This window comes from Glaciimonas sp. PCH181 (assembly GCF_003056055.1).
Taxonomy (GTDB): Bacteria; Pseudomonadota; Gammaproteobacteria; order Burkholderiales; family Burkholderiaceae_D; genus Glaciimonas.
Genome location: NZ_PYFP01000002.1, coordinates 1,030,026 through 1,051,125 on the forward strand (window position 1 = coordinate 1,030,026; position 21,100 = coordinate 1,051,125).

General features: G+C 52.7%; 21 protein-coding genes. 18 read left to right on the forward strand and 3 right to left on the reverse strand.

The genetic code is table 11. The annotated features are described in order from the left end of the window. Positions 1-130: 130 nt before the first annotated feature. Both C7W93_RS17825 and C7W93_RS17830 read right to left on the reverse strand, forming a co-directional pair. A complete protein-coding gene (locus C7W93_RS17825; protein WP_108441604.1) occupies positions 131-1,141 on the reverse strand; it encodes an amidohydrolase family protein in 1,011 nt (336 codons plus the stop codon). After that, entirely contained in the window at positions 1,138-2,073 is a 936-nt protein-coding gene (locus tag C7W93_RS17830; RefSeq protein WP_161539959.1) for an amidohydrolase family protein, read from the reverse strand. Before C7W93_RS17830 ends, C7W93_RS17825 begins: the two co-directional genes overlap by 4 nt. Positions 2,074-3,128: 1,055 nt before the next feature. Here C7W93_RS17830 and C7W93_RS17835 point away from each other — a divergent pair. The 3 genes from C7W93_RS17835 to C7W93_RS17845 all read left to right on the forward strand — a co-directional run bounded on the left by C7W93_RS17835 (position 3,129) and on the right by C7W93_RS17845 (position 6,011). After that, positions 3,129-4,694: an AMP-binding protein gene (locus C7W93_RS17835; RefSeq protein ID WP_108441606.1), complete on the forward strand. Its 1,566-nt coding sequence runs from the start codon at positions 3,129-3,131 to the stop codon at positions 4,692-4,694. Between the two features lie 185 nt (positions 4,695-4,879). Next, complete coding sequence (locus C7W93_RS17840; protein ID WP_108442199.1) at positions 4,880-5,662, forward strand: citryl-CoA lyase; 783 nt, start codon at positions 4,880-4,882, stop codon at positions 5,660-5,662. A 55-nt stretch (positions 5,663-5,717) separates the two neighbouring features. Next, complete coding sequence (locus tag C7W93_RS17845; RefSeq protein WP_225869974.1) at positions 5,718-6,011, forward strand: LysR substrate-binding domain-containing protein; 294 nt, start codon at positions 5,718-5,720, stop codon at positions 6,009-6,011. 7 nt (positions 6,012-6,018) lie between these two features. On the opposite strand, the gene C7W93_RS17850 is transcribed toward C7W93_RS17845, so the two are convergent. Then, the gene (locus C7W93_RS17850) at positions 6,019-6,204 is read right to left on the reverse strand and encodes a hypothetical protein (protein ID WP_146177579.1); all 186 of its coding nucleotides are present in this window, start codon (positions 6,202-6,204) and stop codon (positions 6,019-6,021) included. A gap of 643 nt (positions 6,205-6,847) precedes the next feature. Here C7W93_RS17850 and C7W93_RS17855 point away from each other — a divergent pair. The 15 genes from C7W93_RS17855 (at position 6,848) to C7W93_RS17925 (ending at position 21,068) form a co-directional block, all read left to right on the forward strand. Then, the gene (locus C7W93_RS17855) at positions 6,848-7,045 is read left to right on the forward strand and encodes a Flp family type IVb pilin (RefSeq protein ID WP_108442200.1); all 198 of its coding nucleotides are present in this window, start codon (positions 6,848-6,850) and stop codon (positions 7,043-7,045) included. A gap of 184 nt (positions 7,046-7,229) precedes the next feature. Next, positions 7,230-7,418, forward strand: a complete 189-nt coding sequence (locus C7W93_RS17860) for a hypothetical protein (protein WP_108441609.1) — start codon at positions 7,230-7,232, stop codon at positions 7,416-7,418. A gap of 166 nt (positions 7,419-7,584) precedes the next feature. Next, the gene (locus tag C7W93_RS17865; RefSeq protein WP_201747281.1) at positions 7,585-8,199 is read left to right on the forward strand and encodes a prepilin peptidase; all 615 of its coding nucleotides are present in this window, start codon (positions 7,585-7,587) and stop codon (positions 8,197-8,199) included. A gap of 37 nt (positions 8,200-8,236) precedes the next feature. Then, a complete protein-coding gene (locus C7W93_RS17870) occupies positions 8,237-9,583 on the forward strand; it encodes an ATP-binding protein (protein WP_201747282.1) in 1,347 nt (448 codons plus the stop codon). Between the two features lie 61 nt (positions 9,584-9,644). After that, positions 9,645-10,505: a Flp pilus assembly protein CpaB gene (cpaB, locus tag C7W93_RS17875; RefSeq protein ID WP_108441610.1), complete on the forward strand. Its 861-nt coding sequence runs from the start codon at positions 9,645-9,647 to the stop codon at positions 10,503-10,505. A 51-nt stretch (positions 10,506-10,556) separates the two neighbouring features. Further along, positions 10,557-12,248 carry a type II and III secretion system protein family protein gene (locus C7W93_RS17880; RefSeq protein ID WP_201747283.1) on the forward strand — a complete coding sequence of 564 codons (1,692 nt, stop codon included), beginning with the start codon at positions 10,557-10,559 and terminating at the stop codon, positions 12,246-12,248. A gap of 10 nt (positions 12,249-12,258) precedes the next feature. Beyond that, on the forward strand, positions 12,259-12,537 hold the full coding sequence (locus C7W93_RS17885; RefSeq protein ID WP_108441611.1) for a hypothetical protein: 279 nt from the start codon (positions 12,259-12,261) through the stop codon (positions 12,535-12,537). Between the two features lie 49 nt (positions 12,538-12,586). Beyond that, the gene (locus C7W93_RS17890) at positions 12,587-13,822 is read left to right on the forward strand and encodes an AAA family ATPase (protein WP_108441612.1); all 1,236 of its coding nucleotides are present in this window, start codon (positions 12,587-12,589) and stop codon (positions 13,820-13,822) included. Between the two features lie 56 nt (positions 13,823-13,878). After that, entirely contained in the window at positions 13,879-15,240 is a 1,362-nt protein-coding gene (locus C7W93_RS17895; protein ID WP_108441613.1) for a CpaF family protein, read from the forward strand. A 101-nt stretch (positions 15,241-15,341) separates the two neighbouring features. Then, a complete protein-coding gene (locus C7W93_RS17900) occupies positions 15,342-16,319 on the forward strand; it encodes a type II secretion system F family protein (RefSeq protein WP_201747314.1) in 978 nt (325 codons plus the stop codon). A 42-nt stretch (positions 16,320-16,361) separates the two neighbouring features. Beyond that, positions 16,362-17,306, forward strand: a complete 945-nt coding sequence (locus tag C7W93_RS17905; protein WP_108441615.1) for a type II secretion system F family protein — start codon at positions 16,362-16,364, stop codon at positions 17,304-17,306. A gap of 93 nt (positions 17,307-17,399) precedes the next feature. Beyond that, positions 17,400-17,918 (forward strand): TadE/TadG family type IV pilus assembly protein, encoded by a 519-nt coding sequence (locus tag C7W93_RS17910; protein ID WP_225869927.1) that lies wholly within the window; start codon positions 17,400-17,402, stop codon positions 17,916-17,918. Next, positions 17,915-18,526 carry a TadE/TadG family type IV pilus assembly protein gene (locus C7W93_RS17915; RefSeq protein WP_108441616.1) on the forward strand — a complete coding sequence of 204 codons (612 nt, stop codon included), beginning with the start codon at positions 17,915-17,917 and terminating at the stop codon, positions 18,524-18,526. The genes C7W93_RS17910 and C7W93_RS17915 overlap by 4 nt, the downstream gene beginning before the upstream one ends. Before the next feature lie 19 nt (positions 18,527-18,545). Then, positions 18,546-19,928 (forward strand): VWA domain-containing protein, encoded by a 1,383-nt coding sequence (locus tag C7W93_RS17920; RefSeq protein WP_108441617.1) that lies wholly within the window; start codon positions 18,546-18,548, stop codon positions 19,926-19,928. Positions 19,929-19,973: 45 nt separating this feature from the next. Then, positions 19,974-21,068, forward strand: coding sequence for a LytR C-terminal domain-containing protein (locus C7W93_RS17925; protein WP_108441618.1), 1,095 nt, complete (start codon positions 19,974-19,976; stop codon positions 21,066-21,068). Positions 21,069-21,100 lie beyond the last annotated feature (32 nt).

Here is a 21,100-nt window from a genome sequence, read left to right on the forward strand (position 1 = left end):
ATCCGGCCTTCAATTCCTTCATGCGCGGCATAGACAAGGAGGCGTCTTTTGAATGACGCTTTTTCACTCCTCGATTTGTGATTTTTTTCAGATCCGGCAACGCATCTTCCGAGCGTGCGATGTCAATCGATTAGGTATGCACGTCGCGTGGTGCTGCGAATAAATTCCGCGCAGTCTCTGCATTAATCTGATCGACATACTTAGAATTGAAAATAGCGGACGTTGCGAATTTCTGTAACATTCCTAAATTTCCCATATCCGCTGGCGCGTCCGAACCCAGCATTAACTTGGCGGGGTCGCAGTACTGCCAGAGCAATTCAAGTGAAGTGATCGAGTGCATCACCGTGTCAAAATACAGTGACTTAAACGCTTCGGTAGGCGATCGTGCGCAACGCTCCTGTTGCTGGAGATTGTTCTGCCATGCAGCCTCCCATCGACCAAGTAGTATCGCGCTGGTACCTCCTCCATGTGCGAATCCGATTTTGAGATCGGGCAGCGTGTCGAGAAAATCACTAAAAATGACGGATTCAATCGCAAAGGCTGTGCTGGTCGGCAATCCGACGAGGTTTCTCAAATAGGCGAATTCGAGAGCCTGTTCGCCGACCTGCTGTTGCGTGAGCGGATGCACAAAAACGAAGATCCCAAGCTTTTCGGCTTCGCGGAAAAAAGGCCGCAATTCCTCAGAAGAAAGCGCTCTCCCGTTGATAAATGTGCCGATCTCGACTGCCCTGATCGACAAATCTTTCGCCATGCGGTGAAGCTCGCGACACGCCAGATCGACATCCTGTAGCGGGACGGTGCCCATGGCATAAAAGCGACCCGGGTGCTTCACGGTAAATTCAGCGTAGCTGTCGTTAATAATTTGCGCCAACTCTAGAGCGCGAACCGGGGTATCGCCGTAGTGGAAAAGAAAAGTCGGCGGTGAAATAACGTGGGCAGAAATGCCATTGCGATCCATGTGTTCAAGGATATGGATCGGATCGAACCAAATAGGAGACAGGGCGAACGTCACGCCGGCGGTCTCAATCGAAGGCCGATCGGAGTGAGCGCCGCTGACACGTAACGACGAAACGTCCGCTCTTGCCTCTAATTCATGAAGATACTGCAATGGAATCACGTGAGTGTGGGCGTCTATGATCATAGCGATTTACCTCCACCGTATAGTCTTGCGGCATTATTTTGCGTATAGAGCAAGGCTTGATTTTCGCTGTCGGATTCCCCAAACGTTCTACGGGCGCGATCAAGCTCGCCATCAAGGGAGCGCTCAGCGCTAGCGAATACGATTTGTTGCGGCCCAATGCTGTTAATGGCAGCGGTTAGCGCCGCGTTGTCCAGCGTGCTTGCATCGAAAAACACGTTATTAAGATAACGGGACGGAGGGTGAGGTATAAGCGCCTGACATTCGCGCCGAACGCGATAACCATGATCCCACCGCGAGATCAAGGAAGGGGCAGCGCCTCCGCCCTGATCCAGAAACACCAGAAGCTCAGGCAGTTGCTCAAAGTGACCGCGGAAAATCAGCCGAGCCAAACAGATCGCGAGATCCACCGACACCCCTACATTCTCTTGCTGGCGCTGGTCGATCTGCGGGCCGCCGTCGCCGAGTCCCTCGGAATAAATAAAAACCGGCTTCCTGTGACGCGCAGCAAAAGAGAGAAGCGGCTGAAACTCGGCATCGTCGATACGCTTTCCTGAATAGCTGGTCGGGACGGCAACACCGTGAAATCCATGCTCCATTGCCTGCTGAAATGCGGCAGCGCCAAATTCACCATCGTCCAAATCAAGTAACGCCAGCGCAGCGAGACGGCCGCATGAAATGTCCACCATTTCTTTGAGCGCACTATTGCAGTGGCGCAGTCGGTCTCTGTCATTGCCGCAACTTTTTACCAAAGCGCGCGGCGCACACAGAACCTGCATTGCCACACCGCACCGGTCCAACTCAGCGAGCCGAAGTTCTACCGCCTTTTCTAACGCATGGCGATCTGATCCGGAGCGATCCCATCCATACAAGTCATAAGGCATATCGCCTGACCGGGCATCAATGACTCCTTTCGACGCAACGTTACTTTCCATGATTTTTCCCAATTCATACGATACCGTTCTTGGCGAAACAGTCGCGTGCGCAAACCACCAAGAGCTACTAAAAATCTTAATGAAAGAACCACTCCGCTTAGCTAAACTGCACGCGCCGGAACGGCAGACGATTTCACATACACAAGCACATTCTTTAGTACAGATCCTCCAACAGCTTTTAAAATACTTCGGACAGTTGCGCATTTAAAGATCGGCGTTTTTTTTCGTCAGCTCGACGTTTCCGACACCAGCACCGTCCGAAGTTACCCCACTCACTACTTCGGCTTAAGTTGCTAGCTTCGCAAGTCCACCACACGCATTTTCCTCCATTTACGAATAATGATTCACAATTCATTTAATGTCAACAGCAAAAATTACGCGTCCGTACCGACTTTATTCGGAAGGATTTTTGCGGCGTCGGATTGTGCTCAATAGGCAGCTCAAGCAGGGGAAAATTGCGGCTTAGAATTACTGTCGTGCCTCATCGGAATGGCCGCGTGCAGCCCGCAGACATATCGGCTGCAGCAACATTACCGGCGGTGCTTGCTGCAGCACAGAGCATGGAGAAGCGTTGAATATCGCAGCATCCCTCTTGATTCCGCGCATCAAACGACTTAACTTCCAACATGGGCGGGTGCCTTCCATGCCGCGATCAATGACAGCTCTACAGATACTCCAGAGTCGATGACGACATAAATGCTTGCCTAAAATTGATTTATGAGTCACCATTCATATATAGATGCGAAGCGCCTGCTGCTACAGATTGATCTGTAGCGTTGCGCCGATCAGGATGCTAGTTTTCAAAATTGATTTATTAGAGGATCAAGGCATCAAAAAAGCCGCGGTCTGTACTGATTCCACCAACGGTAAAAAAGATGATTTCAGCAAGCATTACGGGCCGGACTGCCGGTCAATCTGAGGCAGTCGCAACATTGCAGCACGTCCAAGCGTGTGCGACAGCTTGCAGCACAGTTCCGCGCTGGGGGAGCCATCTTGAAGATTAGAACCACTTCAATTTCGCCATTCGCCTAAACTTCTCACGAATCAATTCAAACATGTCTCAACATCAAGAATTTGGCCAGACCGACTGGTCCTTTGCAGAATTACTAACCAAGGAATCGCATCGTCTGGCATTCCGTTGCGGCGAAACTTCAGCAACCCGCGCTGAGCTTCACATCGCTGCACGACGAGCAGCCGCTTACCTTAGCCACCTGGGCTTGAAGCGTGGCGATGTTTTGGCATTGTGGCTGCCTGATGGCGGAACGTGGCTGCAGTTTCTGTTTGGCGCAGCTACCTTGGGAGTGCTCGTAATACCAATCAGCACGCGATACCGTTCGCAGGATGCGCATCACGTTATACAAACGTCGGGAGCAAAAGCCATTGTTTTGATGCCGAACTTCCTTGGGTTCGATTACCTCGGCACGGCGCGCAGCATACAGAGTCTATCCCCCGATCTGAAACACATCATCGAGATCGCATATCCAGACGACCTGTTCCCGATCGATCCCGCGCTTCCATCAGCGCCCCCAACCGGTACGCCAAGCGATGCGCTATGCACCTTCGGCACCTCTGGAACAACAGGACGTTCCAAGCTTGCGGTTCACGATCAACTAGGCGTCCTTCGTCATGGGGAGAATGTGGCGCACGCCATTGATCTACGCGTTGGCGACGTAATGCTGTGTGCCTTATCCTTATATGGCGTAATGGGTTTCGTACAAGCAATCAGTGCACTGGCTGGCGGCGCAACGTGTCTTTTCCTTCCAGTTTTCAATGCTGAAGCAGCCACAACGCTCATCGAAACTCATCACGTCACACATTTTTTTGGCTCCGACGGAATGCTCTCATCGGTGCTTGATGAAAAAGGTAGATCGCTAGCCACCTGGCGCCGCGGAGGCTTCGCTGATTTTACCGGGCTAGCCGCCAAGATTGTCGAGCAAGCAGAGCGAGAACTAGGCCTACACCTTGTGGCTATCTACGGATCCTCTGAAAGTTTTGGTCTTACCAGCGCCCAACTGCCAACAGACACGCAGGCACAACGAGCGATCCCCGGTGGCATACCGATCTCACCTGAGATCGAATTTCGAGTTGCCGATCTTCAAGGCGGTCAAATGCTGTCAGACGGACAGCAAGGCGAGTTGCAACTTCGCGGCTATAACGTCATGACAGGCTATCTGAACAACCCCTCGGCGAGCGATTCCGCTTTTACATCTGACGGATGGTTTCGCACAGGAGATCTGGGTTACACAGCAGAAAGACGTTTCGTTTATTTATCGCGACTCTCCGATGGCTTACGGCTGCGCGGCTATTTGGTCAATCCCGTCGAAATCGAAGATTACCTATCTATACATGAAGACGTTTTAGATGCGCAAGTTGTCGGGGTGAACCAAGTCGGTGAAGGCGACCTCGCCATCGCATTCGTTCGTTGCCGGCGTCCCGCCGTCACAGAAGACGCGCTTCTAGCCTATTGCAAATCAGGGATGGCAGCCTATAAGGTCCCACGTCGCATTCTGTTCGTATCTGAATATCCAACCGTACAGGGACCCAACGGCACCAAAATATTGAAGAAAGAATTGCGCGAGATCGCCCGAATCGCTGTAGAGAAACCGGGTAATCAGGCTTGATTTTTCATTAGAAAATCGCCAGGCAGATCAGCGCAATTAAATACCAATCTCGTGGGCAACGTTAACGAAAGTTGTCGTCCACGGTATCGACTTCTGAGATAAAGATTCTAAAGACGAAGCTGCGCACGATGGTCGCAGTTAAGTTATCCCTTTCATCAAGCTTACAAGAAGAAGGATCCAAAATTATGAAAGATGCACAAGTAAAATCCGATATCGCATGGGCGAACCCGTCAAAAGTCGTGGTTCACGGGCTTGATCTGTGTGACGAAATTGTAGGGAAAATCGATTTTGGACAGATGACTTTCCTGCAGCTGTTCGGTCGTCTTCCAGACGCCCGTGAGTTGCAGATGTTCAATGCAATGATGGTTGTTCTCGTTGAACATGGCATCACGCCGTCGTCCCTCGCCACACGGTTCACGTATTGCGGCGCTCCAGAAGCGGTTCAGGCAGCGGTCGCCGCAGGACTGCTCGGGCTTGGTTCGGTGTTCGTGGGCTCGCTCGACAACGCAGCCAGACTGCTTCAGGAGACGATCCCCTTCAACACATCGCTGTCCGACCCGAAGGCGAAGGCAGTCGAAATTGTGACCAGCTATCGCGCCCGCAAGGAAATTATCCCCGGAATCGGTCACCCCTTCCACAAGCCTATCGATCCGCGTAGCGTAGTACTGTTTAAAGTCGCAAGGGAAACCGGATATTACGGACCATATGTTGAATTAATGGACGCGATTGGCAAGGAAGCCACCCTCCAATCGGGGCGGCCCCTTCCATTGAACGTAACTGGGGCGATGGCTGCCGTTGCCTCGGAGATGGGGATTAACTGGAAGATTTGTCGCGGTCTCGCTGTCGCCGCGAGAGCAGTCGGACTGGTGGGACACGTGTTGGAAGAGATGCGCCAACCCATGGCAGAGACGCTCTATTTGCGCATCGAACACGAGGCGACGAAACATATGCACGAAGAGCAAACCTGATGTCTCCTCCGCCTGCTAGCGAACTACATGCTGGTAGGCTGAGACGATCGAGCCACTGTGGTTTGGCGCGTTAAACGTCGCCTATCAACCCTCCGCACGGGTACTGCACTTCGGGCATTTCTTTATGTCGGTACGGGCAGCCATGGACGGCAAAGGCGTGGCGCTGGTGCCCAGCGTACTGGTCAGCGACGATATCCAGGCAGGCCGCCTGATCGTGGCCGTGACGGAGCGCGTATCCAGCGATGGCGATTACTATCTGCTGTACAAAAAAGAACGCGCCAAAGATCGGGCGATCGCAGTATTTCGTGAATGGCTGATGTCGGAAGTAACGGAATTGCAAAGTATTTGAAGTCGGTTTATCCACGCCTGCGCAAAGCTTCAAAACCTTTCGGCTCGCAATCACGTATCGACAATAACAAGCCGGTGCCGTGCCGTTGGTCGAAGGGCGCAGATAGACTTTCCTGATGCAATTCCGAGAATTCCTGACGTAATCGGCGCAGCTTGACTTGCAGTTGTGCTGTCGCAGCAAACGCTGCAGACATTCTGCCTCTGTGATTTGATAAACGGCGCTGATATTCATCAGCGACCAATGGCTCAGCACGCATAACGCCGTCAGCAGCGACGTCATGTCGGAGACCAACTCCTGCTCTTGTTGCAAGGTCAGATGACTTAAGCGCGGCTCGTCTGCCGCCGCTTCTTGCACCAGTTCTGCCAGCGACATATCCAGCAAGGTTGTCAAAACGCTTCCCTGCCAATCGCGGGGTATCCACGCCATTGGATATGTTCCGCAAAAATTTAGAACAAATATGGGAATCCGGGGAGATTTCAGAAAAGAAAAATAGCGTCAACGAAGTCATCATTTTTTTGTAATGCTGATGCCGTCATTGGTGCGGTGTTGTTGCCATTTCTGGCCTGCTTTTAAGCAATATTGCAGCGTGGAATCACGTTTTTTTTGTCCATTAGAGATAATTATCAAACCTGTTTCCGCATAGGAAATATATATTTTTTGACAACCCTTTACTTACTTTTTATCATCGTCTACTCTGCATTCGTGGGGAGGGAAATGTTAAATAATCGTCAACACGGGAAGCACTTCCCGCACTAGCGAAAACCCTACAAAGCTGAAGTGACATGGATCGAATTCTTAACGGATTCGTTTTTTCTATTCAAAAAAAGGGGCTCATCATGCAAGGCATCAAAAACTTTTTCATGCAAGAAGACGGTGCTGCAGCCATTGAATATGGTCTGCTAGCTGCTTTAATCGCTGCGGTGATTATCACCATCGTGGCGACATTGGGTAAAACAATCTGTGGCGTGTTCACTGGCATTAATACCGCACTTACCAGCACGACCCACACTTACACCTATGCAGCTTGTACCTAAAAGCCACCTTCTCCCGCTCACCGCTAAGAGTGAGCGGGAGGTCATTGGCGGCAGTACCGAGTTTCAACAGTAAAGCGATAGCGTGGCATTAGGGATGGCGCGTTATTGACATAAAAAATAGCAATGCCGAGCCGTATTGCAGCATGTTTGATATGGCTTCTTGAAGTAAAAAAGGGGAATCACCATGCAAAGCGTCAAACACTTTCACCTGCAAGATGACAGCGCCGCAGCCATTGCACATGGCTTGCGGACTGGTTTTTTGATCGCCGTCATTTACTGCGCCATTACACCTTCCATCGGGCAGCTAATACAAGCCGCGACGGGACATCCTCATCAATTTCATCCGGTTCAGCAGAGTGACGATTTCAGATAGTCCATAGCACTGCGCGGCCTGCACTTGTAGCCCGGCTCGACTACTCGCCATTCAGACCTCAACACGCCTGTGGGCGGGACTTTTATCGCGATCAAAAAGATGGCGTGACCTGTTACGGCCACGCGTAGCCAACACCTGACGTTGCCACTTCATTGCAGAGGAAGAAATGAACCATCTGACCCCCGCTCTGGTTGCCGCTCTAGTCAACATGCTGTTATGCGCATTGTTGTTGGGCGCGGTCTGGACCGATGTAAAAAGTCACCGTATTCCTAACCGTCTGGTGTTTATTGGCGCTGGTCTGGGCTTGTTGCTGAATAGCGTTTTACCGGAAGGCACCGGCTTCGTCAGCGGACTTCCCGGGGCGCTGGGTTTCTGGAAAGCATCGGAAGGACTGGCGTTGGGCCTGATCGTTTTTTTGCCGATGTATATGTTGCGTGCGATGGGGGCGGGTGACGTGAAGCTGATGGCGATGGTCGGTGCGTTTGTGGGGCCGAACGCGTTGATTGGCACCATCATTCTGACCTTTCTTATCGGCGGCGCGCTATCGATCCTGACAGCACTGCGTCTGGGCACGCTGGATCGGTTGGTCGATAACTTGCGCACGATGGTCATGGGCAGCATTTTCAAGGCCGTTTTACATGAAATGCCGACACTGGACAGCGCGTCGATTTCTGCTGGAAAACTGCCTTACGGCGTGGCGATTGCCGCCGGAACGTTAAGTTATTTTGGAATGATCTATAGCGGCCATGTTGGCTTTCTTCATGCACTTAGCGTCTTTTAACCGCCTGCAAAACCACCATCAATCAATAGGGGGGTTCATGAACACAATCAGTTTGGTGGACATCGCAAACGCCACGGCAGCCAGCGATCAACTGACCATGCCGCAGCCGCCACGCACTGTGGAAGATACCGGTTTGCCGCTGCTGTTTCTGTCCGAATTATTGTGCAAAATTCTGTACTTACGCGGCAGAGTCAGTCTTGCGGATTTGTCCATCCACGTCAAACTGCCGGTGAGCGTGCTCGATAGCGTGCTGCTTTTTATGCGCACCGAACATCTGTGCGCGGTAATGAGCCGCGATGACAATAGCGCCAGCACGATTTATCAACTGTCCGACACCGGACGGAATCGCACCGTTGAGTATTTTCGGCGTAACCACTATGCCGGTCCGGCCCCAGTCAGCCTGGAAGCCTATACCGCGCAAGTGCAACGGCAATCGATGCGCCATGTCTGCTATACACGCGAACGGTTGGCGTCGGGATTTGCCGGTTTTGTGATTCAGGATACGGTGATGGATCAACTAGGGGCGGCAATGAATTCTGGCCGCGCCATCATTATGTATGGTCCGGCAGGCAGCGGAAAAACCTATATTGCCGAGAATCTGACGCATTTGCTGTCGGACTATATCGCGATCCCGCACGCGTTGATGGTGGATAACGAAGTCATCCAGATTTTTGATCCGCATGTTCATCAAGTGATGCCGCAAATTCCTGCATCGGTCACCAATCTTGACCGCAAAAATCAATCCGATAGTCGTTGGGTGGCATGCAAAAGACCGATTGCGTTCAGCGGCGGCGAACTGACGCTGGATACGCTAGAGCTGGAATTTGACGACGCCATGCGTTTTTATCAGGCCCCACCGCACGTCAAGGCTAACAACGGTTTGTTCGTGATTGACGATCTGGGACGGCAACGGGTGTCACCGCAAGAATTGATGAATCGCTGGATCGTGCCGCTAGGTCGCGGTCACGATTATTTGTCTTTGCATACCGGCTATAAATTCCAAATTCCGTTTGACGTGATTGTGATTTTTTTATCCAACGAGGCGCCCAGCAATCTGGCCGACGAAGCCTTTTTGCGCCGTCTTGGTTACAAGATCGAGATCACCGCGCTGACGGAAGAACAGTATCGGCGCGTCTTTCGCGGGGTCTGCGGTGAGTTGGCGATTGGATTTTCTGAGACGGTATTTCAGTACCTGCTGCATGAATACCATCACAAGGAAAACCGCCCTTTATTGGCCTGTTATCCGCGTGATTTGTTAGGCCAAATCCGAGATTTGGCGCTGTATGAAGGCAAAGCGCCGGAACTGAACACGCAAGTTCTGGACTGGGCCTGGCATAACTATTTCACGACCGGCCAAAATAAGCAGCGCGATGCATTGCTATGAATCGCGTGTGTTCGGCAGCCTTTCAATCACTATTTAACTGAAGTCAGTACACGGGGGATGTATGAAAAATACCAGAGCATTTGTGATGATCGGCATATCGATCCTTATCGCGCTTGTCGCCGTGGTGCTGGCGTCGCGCTGGATTGCCGAGCAAGCTAATTTGAGCACCAATAAAGTCGCCGTGGCGGCAGTGGATATTAATCTTGGCACGCGTGTTACGCCGGAAATGTTGCGACTGGCAGACTGGCCAGCTGGCAGCGTACCGGCTGGAACCTTCACCGATTTAAAGCTGCTGGATACCCGCGTGGCGCGAGTCAGCCTGTTGCGGGGCGAGCCATTGATGGAATCCAAACTAGCACCGGAAGGCGCGACCGGCGGTTTGTCAGCGGTGGTTGCCGATGGCAAACGGGCGATGACGGTGCGTGTAAATGACGTCATCGGTGTAGCCGGTTTTGCACTCCCGGGGAACTTTGTCGACATTCTGGTCAGTACGCAGGACGAGGCCACCAAAAACGGCAATAAGGATTTGAATATTTCCAAATTGGTACTAGAGCGGATTCTGGTGTTGGCGGTGGCGCAAGAAGCCGGACGCGATGAAACCAAACCAAAAGTCGTCAGCGCCGTGACGCTGGAAGTCTCACCCGAGCAGGCAGAAAAGCTGGATCTTGCACGCAGCGTCGGGCAGTTGTCGCTGGTCTTGCGCAATCAGATCGATCTGAAGCCGACACAGACTGGCGGCGCGACCAAACAAAGCTTGTTGTACACAACTGCAGTCGCGCCGGTGACGCCAACGCCTGCACCGCAAAAAGTAGTGGTAATCGTCAAGGCGAAAAAACCGGCCGTTAAAGTCGCCCGCTTGTTGCCCGAAGAGCAGTGCCAGCAAGTTATTACCGGCACCGGCTATGTCACGCATTGCTATTAAAACTGTGCTTCCAGAACGGGGCCATTCAGTCTGAACAACAGGGGAAATACCATGAGCAAAAGTAAGCAATCGGTGTCGACCACCACGCACCACCTCAAACCTTATTTGATCGGTGTTGCCGCAGGTGCGCTGATGTCGATGCCGTTAGCGGGTCAGGCGCAAATCTCGGTCAAGAATAATCTACCGACGCCAACCACAACTGCGGCCAATCCAGCCACACCGAAAGTTGCGCTGAATGCGGTGAATACGCCAGATTCAAACGCCATGCCCGGAACCAAAACAGATCCGAAAACGGGCGCAAAAACCGGCATGCGTAACCTGCCCGCGCCGGTCTGTGTGGGCGAATTTTCGCAGACAGCAAACGTCAATCTGCCCGAAGGAAAATCCGGCTTGCTCAACTTGCCACAACTGCATTTACCTGCGCCAGCGTGGTTGCGCACGGTCGGCGATACCGATGTGGTGCAGGTCGAACCGATGACATCGCCGACAGCGCGCAGCATGTTTTTTCTGTTCGGCAAAAAGACCGGCTCGACCAATTTGATGTTCCAGACCAAAGAGGGACGTTGCGCGATGGTCGAAGTATCGGTCGGTGTAGATACCGCATCGGTGCAGGCGAAATTGCTGCAACTGATGCCGGAAGAAAAGAATATCCGCATCGGTGCGGCAGCAGATTCCCTGGTGATCAGCGGATCGGTGGCCGACGCGATGGCGGTTGAACGGGTGATGGCGATTGCCAGTGCGTATGTGCGCAAACCCGGCGCAGCTGCCGGTGCGCCGGGCGCTGGTGGCGGTGGCGGCGGTGAAAGAATCGTCAATATGTTGTCGATTGCGACGCCGCAGCAGGTGATGCTGGAAGTCAAAGTGGCGGAGATTTCAAAAACCATGCTCGATCAGTTAGGGGCAAATTTCTCTGCGGCAATCAGCCGGGGAAGTTGGGCGACCAGTCTGGTGACAAATTTTCTTTCTGGCAGCAATGGCGTACTTAACGTCACCAAAAGCAACGGCAATAAGGGCGGCATTGATGCACAAAATCAAAACGGTCTGGTAAAAATTCTGGCGGAGCCAACCATCATGGCGATCAGCGGGCAAGAAGGCAGCTTTCTGGCCGGTGGCAAAATTTTTATCCCGGTGCCGCAAGGGACCAACGGCGTCGTCACACTGCAAGAAGAAGAGTTCGGGGTTGGCTTGCGCTTCACGCCGACGGTGCTGGACGGCGGTCGCATCAATCTGAAAGTAGCACCAGAAGTATCCGAACTGTCGACTACCGGGGCGCGGATTTCAGCTGCTGGAACCGGCGTGACATCGATTCTGCCGCTGATCACGACACGCCGTGCAGCGACTACCGTGCAATTGCTGGATGGGCAGAGTTTCGCTATCGCCGGGTTGATCAAAAATAATGTCACGCAGAACGTGACAGCGTTTCCGATGCTGGGCGAAATCCCGATTCTTGGCGCGCTATTTCGCAGCAGTAGTTTTCAGACTGACAAGACCGAACTGGTCTTCATCGTCACGCCGCGTCTGGTAAAACCATTACCGCCAGATTATGCGCTGCCGACCGATCAGTTTGTGGAGCCGAACCGTGCCGAATTTTTCCTCGGCGGCAAGATGGAAGGATCGGCACCACCAGCCAGAACAGTGCCAGCACCAACTAACGGTGGACCGGTATCGATGTCGACGCCTGAGGTCTCATCTTCTGTGCCATCGGTACAGCCCAACGCCCCTTCCGGCTTTGAATTTAAATAAGGAGACGGACATGAAAACCCCACGCACTTTATTGCGCACTGCATTGATCGGGATCAGCGTTATCGGGCTGACAGCGTGCGCGATGACGCCGCATCTGGATAGCCAATTCGGGAACAGCCTGAACGTGCTGAAGGCGCAGCAAACCATCGATCCAAACGCATCCAGCAGCAGCAGCCAGGTCAGCATCGACGGTCAGGCCGGACGTGAAGCGGTGAACCGCTATTACAAGTCGTATCAAACACCTACGCCGCAACCGAGCGTCTTTACGATTGGCATTGGCGGCAGTTAAGCGCCGGAGTTAGCCCATCATATTTAACCAGCAAAAATGAGCGCATGCCATGAATAAGCCAACACTCTCCATTATTGCTTCAGAAGGCGCGGACAAGTCTGGCACGGAGGATGCGTTACGCATCACTGTGGTATCGCCCAACAAGCGGCATCTGAAAGATATCGTGCATGCGCTGCAAGAAATCGACAGCACGATTATCGTCTCCGAGGCAGAGGGCAAGCCGCAGCAGCTGGGCGCGTTCTCTAACAGCCCGGTGCCGAACGTGCTGATCGTCGACTATGAAGCGGCGCAGACAGACGATGACGATCTGGCACCGTTGGAACGGCTGGGGCATATTTATCCAAACATGGCGTTCATCGTGTTGTGTGATCAACATACGCCGGATTTTTTGATTCAGGCGATGCGGGCGGGTGTGCGCGAAGTACTGCCGTCGCCGGTCGATACCGAAACCCTCAGAAACGCGTTGCAACGTGTGCGCCAAAAGCTGGGTTTTGCGCCGACCAGAAAAGGCAAAATACTGGCGTTCATTTCCTGCAAGGGTGGCAGCGGTGCGACCTTTCTGGCAGCGAATCTGGCGTATGCGCTGGCAACACAGAGCAATAAAAAAGTCGCGTTATTCGATCTTAATTTGCAGTTTGGCGATGCGTTGCTGTTTCTGTCGGACCAAAAACCGGCGACCACGCTGTCTGACGTGGCGCGCAATATTCATCGACTGGATGCAGCGCTGCTGGCGTCCAGCATGGTCAATGTCGGGCCGAATCTGAGCGTGCTGGCAGCGCCGGAAGATCCTGCTCTGGGTCAAGAAGTGAAAGCGGAGCATATCGACGCTTTGCTGAAACTGGCACGCAATCAATACGATTTTGTGGTGCTGGATGTGGGCCGCCATCTGAATGCGCAAACGATCAAGGCGCTGGACCATGTCGACATGATTTTTGCGGTGTTGCAAATTACGCTGCCGTTTATCCGCGATGGCAAACGGTTGCTGGATGTTTTTCGGTCGCTGGATTATCCGAAAGACAAAGTACATCTGATCATCAATCGCCATGAAAAAGGCGGCGATATCCGCATGGCCGATCTTGAGCAATCGCTAGGCGCAAAGGTATTGCGGACGATTCCGAATCATTACGCGGCGGCGGCAGCGTCGGTCAATCAGGGCATACCGATTGCCAAACTGACGCGCAATAGTCCGATCACCAAAGCGCTGAATGACTGGAATGAATGGCTGATTCGGTCGCCGGATCAGAACGGTGCCAGCTGGATTTCGCGCATGTTGAAGCGTGGATAAGCGCAGCGAACATCTATTAAATACCTCAGGCAGCATCAACCCAAAGGACAGCCATCATGTCACTCCGCGACCAACTTGACAGCCACCAAGCCGACGGCATTACCGCGATGCCTGCGTCGATGCATATGCGCTCTATCGACAACCGCGTGTATCGCGATCTAAAGACCCGGATACACAGCACGTTGCTGGATCGCATTGATCTACAAGTGATGGAAAGTCTGACGCAGCAACAACTGGGCTTTGAACTGAAAAATCTGGTGGAGCAATTGCTGGAAGCGGACAGCATCGTGCTCAACGATCTCGAACGCAAAAGCATGGTGCGCGACATTCAATACGAAATGATGGGCTTTGGGCCGCTGGAATTGTTGATGGCCGATACGACAATTTCCGACATTCTGGTGAACACCTATAAACACGTTTACATCGAACGTTTCGGCAAGCTGGAAAGCACCGATATTCGCTTCAACGACAACGCGCATTTAATGAAAATTATCGACAAAATTGTGTCGCGCGTGGGCCGTCGTATCGATGAGTCCAGCCCGATGGTCGATGCGCGTCTGCCCGATGGTTCGCGGGTGAATGTGATCATTCCGCCGCTGGCGATTGATGGCCCGATCATGTCGATCCGGCGATTTGCCACCAAACCGCTGACGATGGATGATTTCGTCTCGTTTCAGAGTCTGATTCCGGCCATGGTGCAAGTGTTGCAGGGCTTGGCAAAAGCTAAACTGAACATGATTATTTCAGGTGGCACCGGTAGCGGCAAGACGACCTTGCTCAATGTGCTGTCGAGCTATATCGGCGTGACTGAACGTGTCGTGACCATTGAAGACGCCGCTGAATTGCAGCTGCAACAGCCGCACGTCGTGCGACTGGAAACCCGGCCCCCGAATATCGAAGACAAGGGCGAAATCACGCAACGTCTACTGGTAAAAAATGTACTGCGGATGCGCCCCGACCGCATCATTCTGGGCGAAGTACGCGGGGCCGAGGCCATCGATATGCTGCAAGCGATGAATACCGGCCATGAAGGATCGCTGGCAACCATCCATGCAAATACCCCACGCGATGCGCTGACCCGGCTGGAAAATATGATCGGACTAGGCGGGATGAATCTGCCATCGAAAATCGCCCGGCATCAAATCAGCACCGCGATTTCAGTCGTGGTCCAGATCGCGCGTTTATCGGACGGCAAACGCAAACTGGTCAGCATTCAGGAAATAACCGGCATGGAAGGCGATGTGATTACCATGCAGGAAATTTTTGCCTTCCGCCAAACCGGCGTGACCAGCAACGGTGCTGTAACGGGCCATTTTTGCGCGACCGGCGTGCGCCCGCGCTTTACCGAACGTTTGCGTATGTATGGCGTGGAATTGCCCGATGCGTTATTTGAGCCATCCCGGATTTATGAGGTGTAGAACCGGCAAGGACTGCTTAAATAAGCGGGCCATCAGATGGGCAAGAAGGTGGCCAATAAGGTGGCCACTAAGATGCCCTATAAAACCAGCAGGAGGCTATGGTGGATTATCTGTATATATTTTTTGTAGTAGCCATTTTCATCGCAGTGGTGCTGCTGCTTGAGGGCGTGTATGCGACCTGGAATACAACCCGTGGGCCGGTCGCCAAACGCATCTCGCGACGTTTGCAAATCATGTCGGCAGGCGCGCATGAAGGACGGCAGGATCTGTCGATCATCAAAAAAAGGCTGCTGAGCGAAACGGCAGGCGCACAACGTTTGCTGCTGAGAGCGCCGCGGGTTCATCTTCTGGATCGCTTGCTGGAGCAATCCGGCACCACGCTGAACGTCGGGCAGTTTTGCCTCTGGTCGCTGGGAATGGGTCTGGGCGCGCTGGTGTTGCTGGTATTTTTTCACGTTCCTTTGCTGATCGTATTGCCAGTCGCCATTGCTGCCATCTTCGTGCCGCTGCTGTTCATTTTCAGCAAAAAACAAAAGCGCATGAAACATATCGAACGCCAGTTGCCTGATGCGCTTGATCTGATGAGCCGGGCCCTGCGCGCCGGACATGCGTTGCCTTCTGCGATCCAGATGGTCGGCAACGAAATGGCGGCGCCTATTGCCAACGAATTTCGCATCGTTTTCGATGAAGTGAACTATGGGATTTCGATGAAAGATGCGCTAAGAAATCTGTCAACACGCGTGCCAAGTACGGATGTCAGCTACTTCGTGGTGGCAGTGTTGATCCAGCGCGAAACCGGCGGCAATCTGACTGAAATCCTTGGCAATATTGCCGGGATTATTCGCGAACGCCTCAAGCTTTTTGGACAAATACGGGTATTTTCGGCTGAGGGACGGTTGTCCGCCTGGATTCTGAGTTTGCTGCCATTTTGTCTGGTGGCTTTGCTGAATGTGATCAATCCCGCCTTCATGAAAGTGTTATGGACCGATGAGCTTGGCAGAAAGCTATTGGCGGTGATGCTGGGATTGATGGTGATCGGCATTTTTTGGATGCGCAAACTGATCCGTATCCGGGTCTGAATAAAGTCATCAGTAGCACATAAAAAAGTAAGGGAAAAGGCCATGCCACTCATCCAAATAATTTATCTGTTGCTGATCTTTTGCGTCGTTTTCGGCTTCTCGATATTGCTGATACGTCAGATCTCGCCCAGCTCGGTGAAGCAGCGTTTGCAACGTCTTGCGGGGGAAAATGGACCGATTGCAGCAGACTTAAATCCAGAGAATACCTGGATCGCCAGAGTCGTGAAACTGTCTACTCCGCTGGCGAAACTGTCGATACCCGAAGAAGGATGGGAACAATCGGCATTGCGTACGCGCTTCATGAATGCCGGTTTTCGCGGTCCACACGTGCAGATCATTTACTTTGGCGCAAAAACGCTATTGGCAAGCGCCTTACCGATTTTAGTGTGGCTGACGTTGGTTATTTTCACCGTAAAGCTGACAACCTCGCCGTTACTGCTTTGTCTGTTGGTGGCTGCCGCGATAGGGTTTTATCTGCCGAATCTGATTCTTTCGAAATTAATCACGTTACGCAAACGTGCCATTTTCGAGTCGTTTCCTGATGCGCTGGATTTGTTAACGGTGTGCATCGAGGCCGGTCTTGCGATGGACGCCGCCATCGCCCGCGTGGCCGAAGAAATGGCGGGCAATACCCCCGTCATCAGCGAAGAATTCCATATCGTGACGCTGGAATTACGGGCAGGCAGCAGCAAAGAAAAAGCGCTGCGCAATCTGGCAATGCGTACCGGCGTGGAAGATGTCGATACGTTGGTCGCGATGCTGATTCAGGCGGAGCGCTTCGGGACCAGTATCGCCGATTCGCTGCGAGTCCATTCGGAAAGTCTGCGTATCAAACGGCGCCAGATGGCCGAAGAATGCGCGGCAAAAATTGCGCTAAAGCTGTTGTTTCCGCTGATATTTTGTATTTTTCCTGCCCTGCTGCTGGTGCTGCTGGGGCCAGCAGTGATTCAGATTTATCGCACTTTGCTGCCGGGACTGGGATCGTAATGGCATGGCCCAATCCGCAGCGGCGGCAACGATGAAATGGGTGAAATTGGTGACATTGATGGATTGGTGACATCACACAGACGGGTGAACATCATGATTGCGAAAATGCGCAAAGGCGCACTCAAAAGAGCATTCGAAAAAGGTATCGCGGCAGTTGAGTTTGCGTTGCTGGCTCCGTTATTCTTTTTTCTGTTGTTCGCCATTATCGATCTCGGCACCATGTTTTGGGTCAACCTGACGATGCAATACGCGGTCCGGGAAGGGGCGCGCTATGCGATTACGGGACAAAGCAATCTTGATCCCAACGCTGCCGCCCAACAGCGTTATGCCGCCGTCATACAGGAAATAAAAAATAGTTCGATGGGCCTGTATGACTCGGTCGCGCCGACGATAGCGATTACCAACTACGGCAGCGACGGCAGTTCGCAAAGCAGCCAGACGTATAACGCCAGCGCGCCGTCGCCCACGCTGTTTGGCGGCCCCGGCGACATCATTGTTCTGCAACTGGTTAATTGCACCTGGTCAAATTTGACCGTACTGAGACCGTTTTTTACCGGCGGAAAATACCAGTTCAACGTTGCCGCCACGATGCGTAATGAGGCCTTTCAATGAAAAACAACCAACGCATCAGCCGTCTGCGTCGTGCGTGCTCTGGCATTGTCGCAGTGGAATTTGCCCTTATTTTGCCGGTGCTGACACTGTTGTCGATTCCGGTGGTCGATTGTGCACGGGCGATTCAGGCGAATACTATTTTGATCAATATCAGTCGGGAAGGCGCGAACATCGCTTCACGCGGTGCCTCGTTGACTAGCACGTCTAGCCAGAATCTGATGACGGCGCTGGCCTCCACCGCACCGCCGCTGGATATGTCGACGCGCGGCATGATTTACATCTCTAAAGTGATGGGGCATCTGCAAGGCGGCGTGGTCAGAAACGTGATTCTGGAACAGTATCGCTGGCAAGGCAGTACTGGCTATTTTCCGGCCAGTACGATCTCCACTTGCAGCAATTGGGCCAGCGATGGCAGTTGCAGCAGCATCCCATCCAATCCCGACAGCGCCAGCACGGCGAATGCGATGACCGGCTTATTGGCGGACGGCGAGGTGGTGTACGCGGTCGAAGCTTTTTACAACTTCAATATGTTCTTCAACGGCTTGAATGTCGGAACCGGCACGATAGGGCAAATCGGCCCGAATCTCTACGCCGCGACAATCTTCTGAAATAATTTGGGGAGTTAGCATGAGAACGATCAATCCAGCAAAACCAGCAAAACTGACCAGACAGAGCGGACAGGTTTTTCTGATCGTCGCCATCTCACTGGTGGTGCTGATGGGCGCGATTGGCCTGGCGATTGATACCGCGTTGGCGTACATGACCAAGGCCAAACTCAACGCGGCAATCGATTCGTCCGTGGTCGCCGCAGCAAGAGCGGTGACGCAAGGTGCAACACAGGCTGAGCAGATCGCCAGCGGCACGCAAGCGGCGCGAGAATTCTTTAACGCTAATTACCCTACCGGCTATCTGGGTACGACCGTTAATTTTACCGATCCGACGTTTGTTTTTAATGGCGGGCAAGTCACCATTGATGGCAATGCCAGCGCCGCCGTGCCGGTGACGTTTATGCACGTCATGAATTTTCAATTTATGCACGTCGCCGCCTCTGCCCAGACGATACGCAAAGATTTAGATTTGGCGTTTGTGATGGATACATCGGGATCGATGTCATCAGTCGCTGCGACGGTCCGGACCAATGCGAAATTGTTTTTGACAAAATTCAATCCCCTGCTGGACCGGGTTGCGCTAATCCATTTTTCGTACGGGGCATTTTTGGATGATGCCATCAGGCCGGTCCAAAGAGGCTTCGATATCGCCACCATGAACAGCCAAATCAGCAAATTAAATTTTGCCGGATTGACCAACTCGCCCGAAGGAATGTGGAATGCACGCAATCAGCTCAACAGCATCGCGTTGGCGAATCGCTCTAGCCTGAGGGTGATCGTGTTCTTTTCCGACGGCTCACCGAATACGATTGCATCCGTATTCAAGTTCAAGACGCCAGCAGATTGTCTTACCGCTGGTTCACTCATTACCGGCGATGGCACCGGTACCGGCACGCCCGAAGGCCTATGGAAATATGATCAGCAAAACCAGCTTGCTGCCGGAAAATGTAATCCGGGTAACCAAATTGTCAAAAACCTGGATCCCGCTGCGCTGCCAAACTTTTATAACGCACATAGTCTGACAGATACGGAATTTCCGATCATTACCAACAGTCCGCGTGTGGTCACCAACGATACCAGCACGAATGCAAAAACCTGGACCAATATTAACCGTGCCTCGCGCAATCTATTAGAGGCGATGGCAACCAAATCACGCGCCGAAGGTATTTTTGTTTTCACGCTGGGCCTTGGTACTGAACTGATCAATGCCAACGGGCCGCCTCCTAGCGACAAGGGCGAAGACATTCTCAAATGTATGGCGAATACCGGTGATGCGCTGCCGCGCTGTGTTACTGCCGGGGCGGGCCAGCCAGTCGGTATTTATTGCCATGCAGTGGACGAGAATGCCTTAGCGCCTTGTTTCGACAAACTGGCATCGGCCATTTTGCGGATTACAAAATAAGCTTGCAGAGCAGTGCAACGAACTCACCCTTTCAGGAGCGCAATCATGAAGCAAACTGTGCAAAAAGCCATGCAACGGACCTGTTTGCTGCTGCCGTTAGTGTGCAGTACGCCGGTATTGCTGGGATGCAGCAGCTTGACTGGAACGCACGCAACGCCAGCACCCAATATGCAAACCATGCGCATGGACCCTCTGCTGCGGATTCGTAACTCCGACAGCGGCGCGCGCGGCTTCTATCAATTAGGCCGCTATCTGCAAGGGCAAAATCGTCTGCAAGCAGCGGAAGACGCCTATCGACAAGCGCTGGCGGCGCTGAATGCCGATTATATTGATGCGCAAAATGCGCTTGGGACGATTTATTCGGCGCAAGGTAAATTCGACGAAGCCATCGCTGCATTCAACGCGATTCTGGCGAAAAATCCCCAACTCGCGCATGTCCAAAACAACCTTGGCTATGCTTTTTATTTGCAAGGTAATTATGCCGGTGCAGTGGCCGCATTCAATCAAGCGCTGGTACTAGAGCCGAATAACCTGCGCACCCGCAATAATCTTGCTAAGGCGCAGCAGAAAATGGGCGAACCAGAACCATCGCAATTTGCATCGGGGAATATTTTGTCGAAGCTCGTAACGGTAAACACGTTGACCAGCGTCAAAAACAATAGCACGCTGCCTGCGTTAACCAGCGGTAAAAGTATCGATCTGGAGGCCCCAACGCAGCTTCCCAGCGTGACGCTCAATACCAGCCGCAACCCGGTCCAGCCTAAGGAAGCGCAGCAAAGTCCACCGCAAAGTTCGCAACAAAACAAAGGATTTAATTTTGAAGTGACGAATGCCAATGGCATACCTGATCTGGCAAGAAAAGTAGCGGAGACGATGGTGCAAAACGGTCTGCCAACAGCCCGACTTTCGAACCTCAAACCGTTTCAGCAAAATCGCACCATAGTTCGCTATCGGGATGGTTTTTACTATGATGCAGCCCGCGTCGGCCTAAAGCTGCCAGCTGCGCCGTTGCTGGTGCTTGATACGCAAATGCGTAAAGAGACGGATGTGCAATTGGTGTTGGGGAAAGATGCCACACCGCGACTAGCCTTGCTCACCACAGCGAAAATTCTTGCAGCAGCAATACCGCAGCTATTTTGATGGGGAAATCAACTCAGACTGCGTCATGAAAA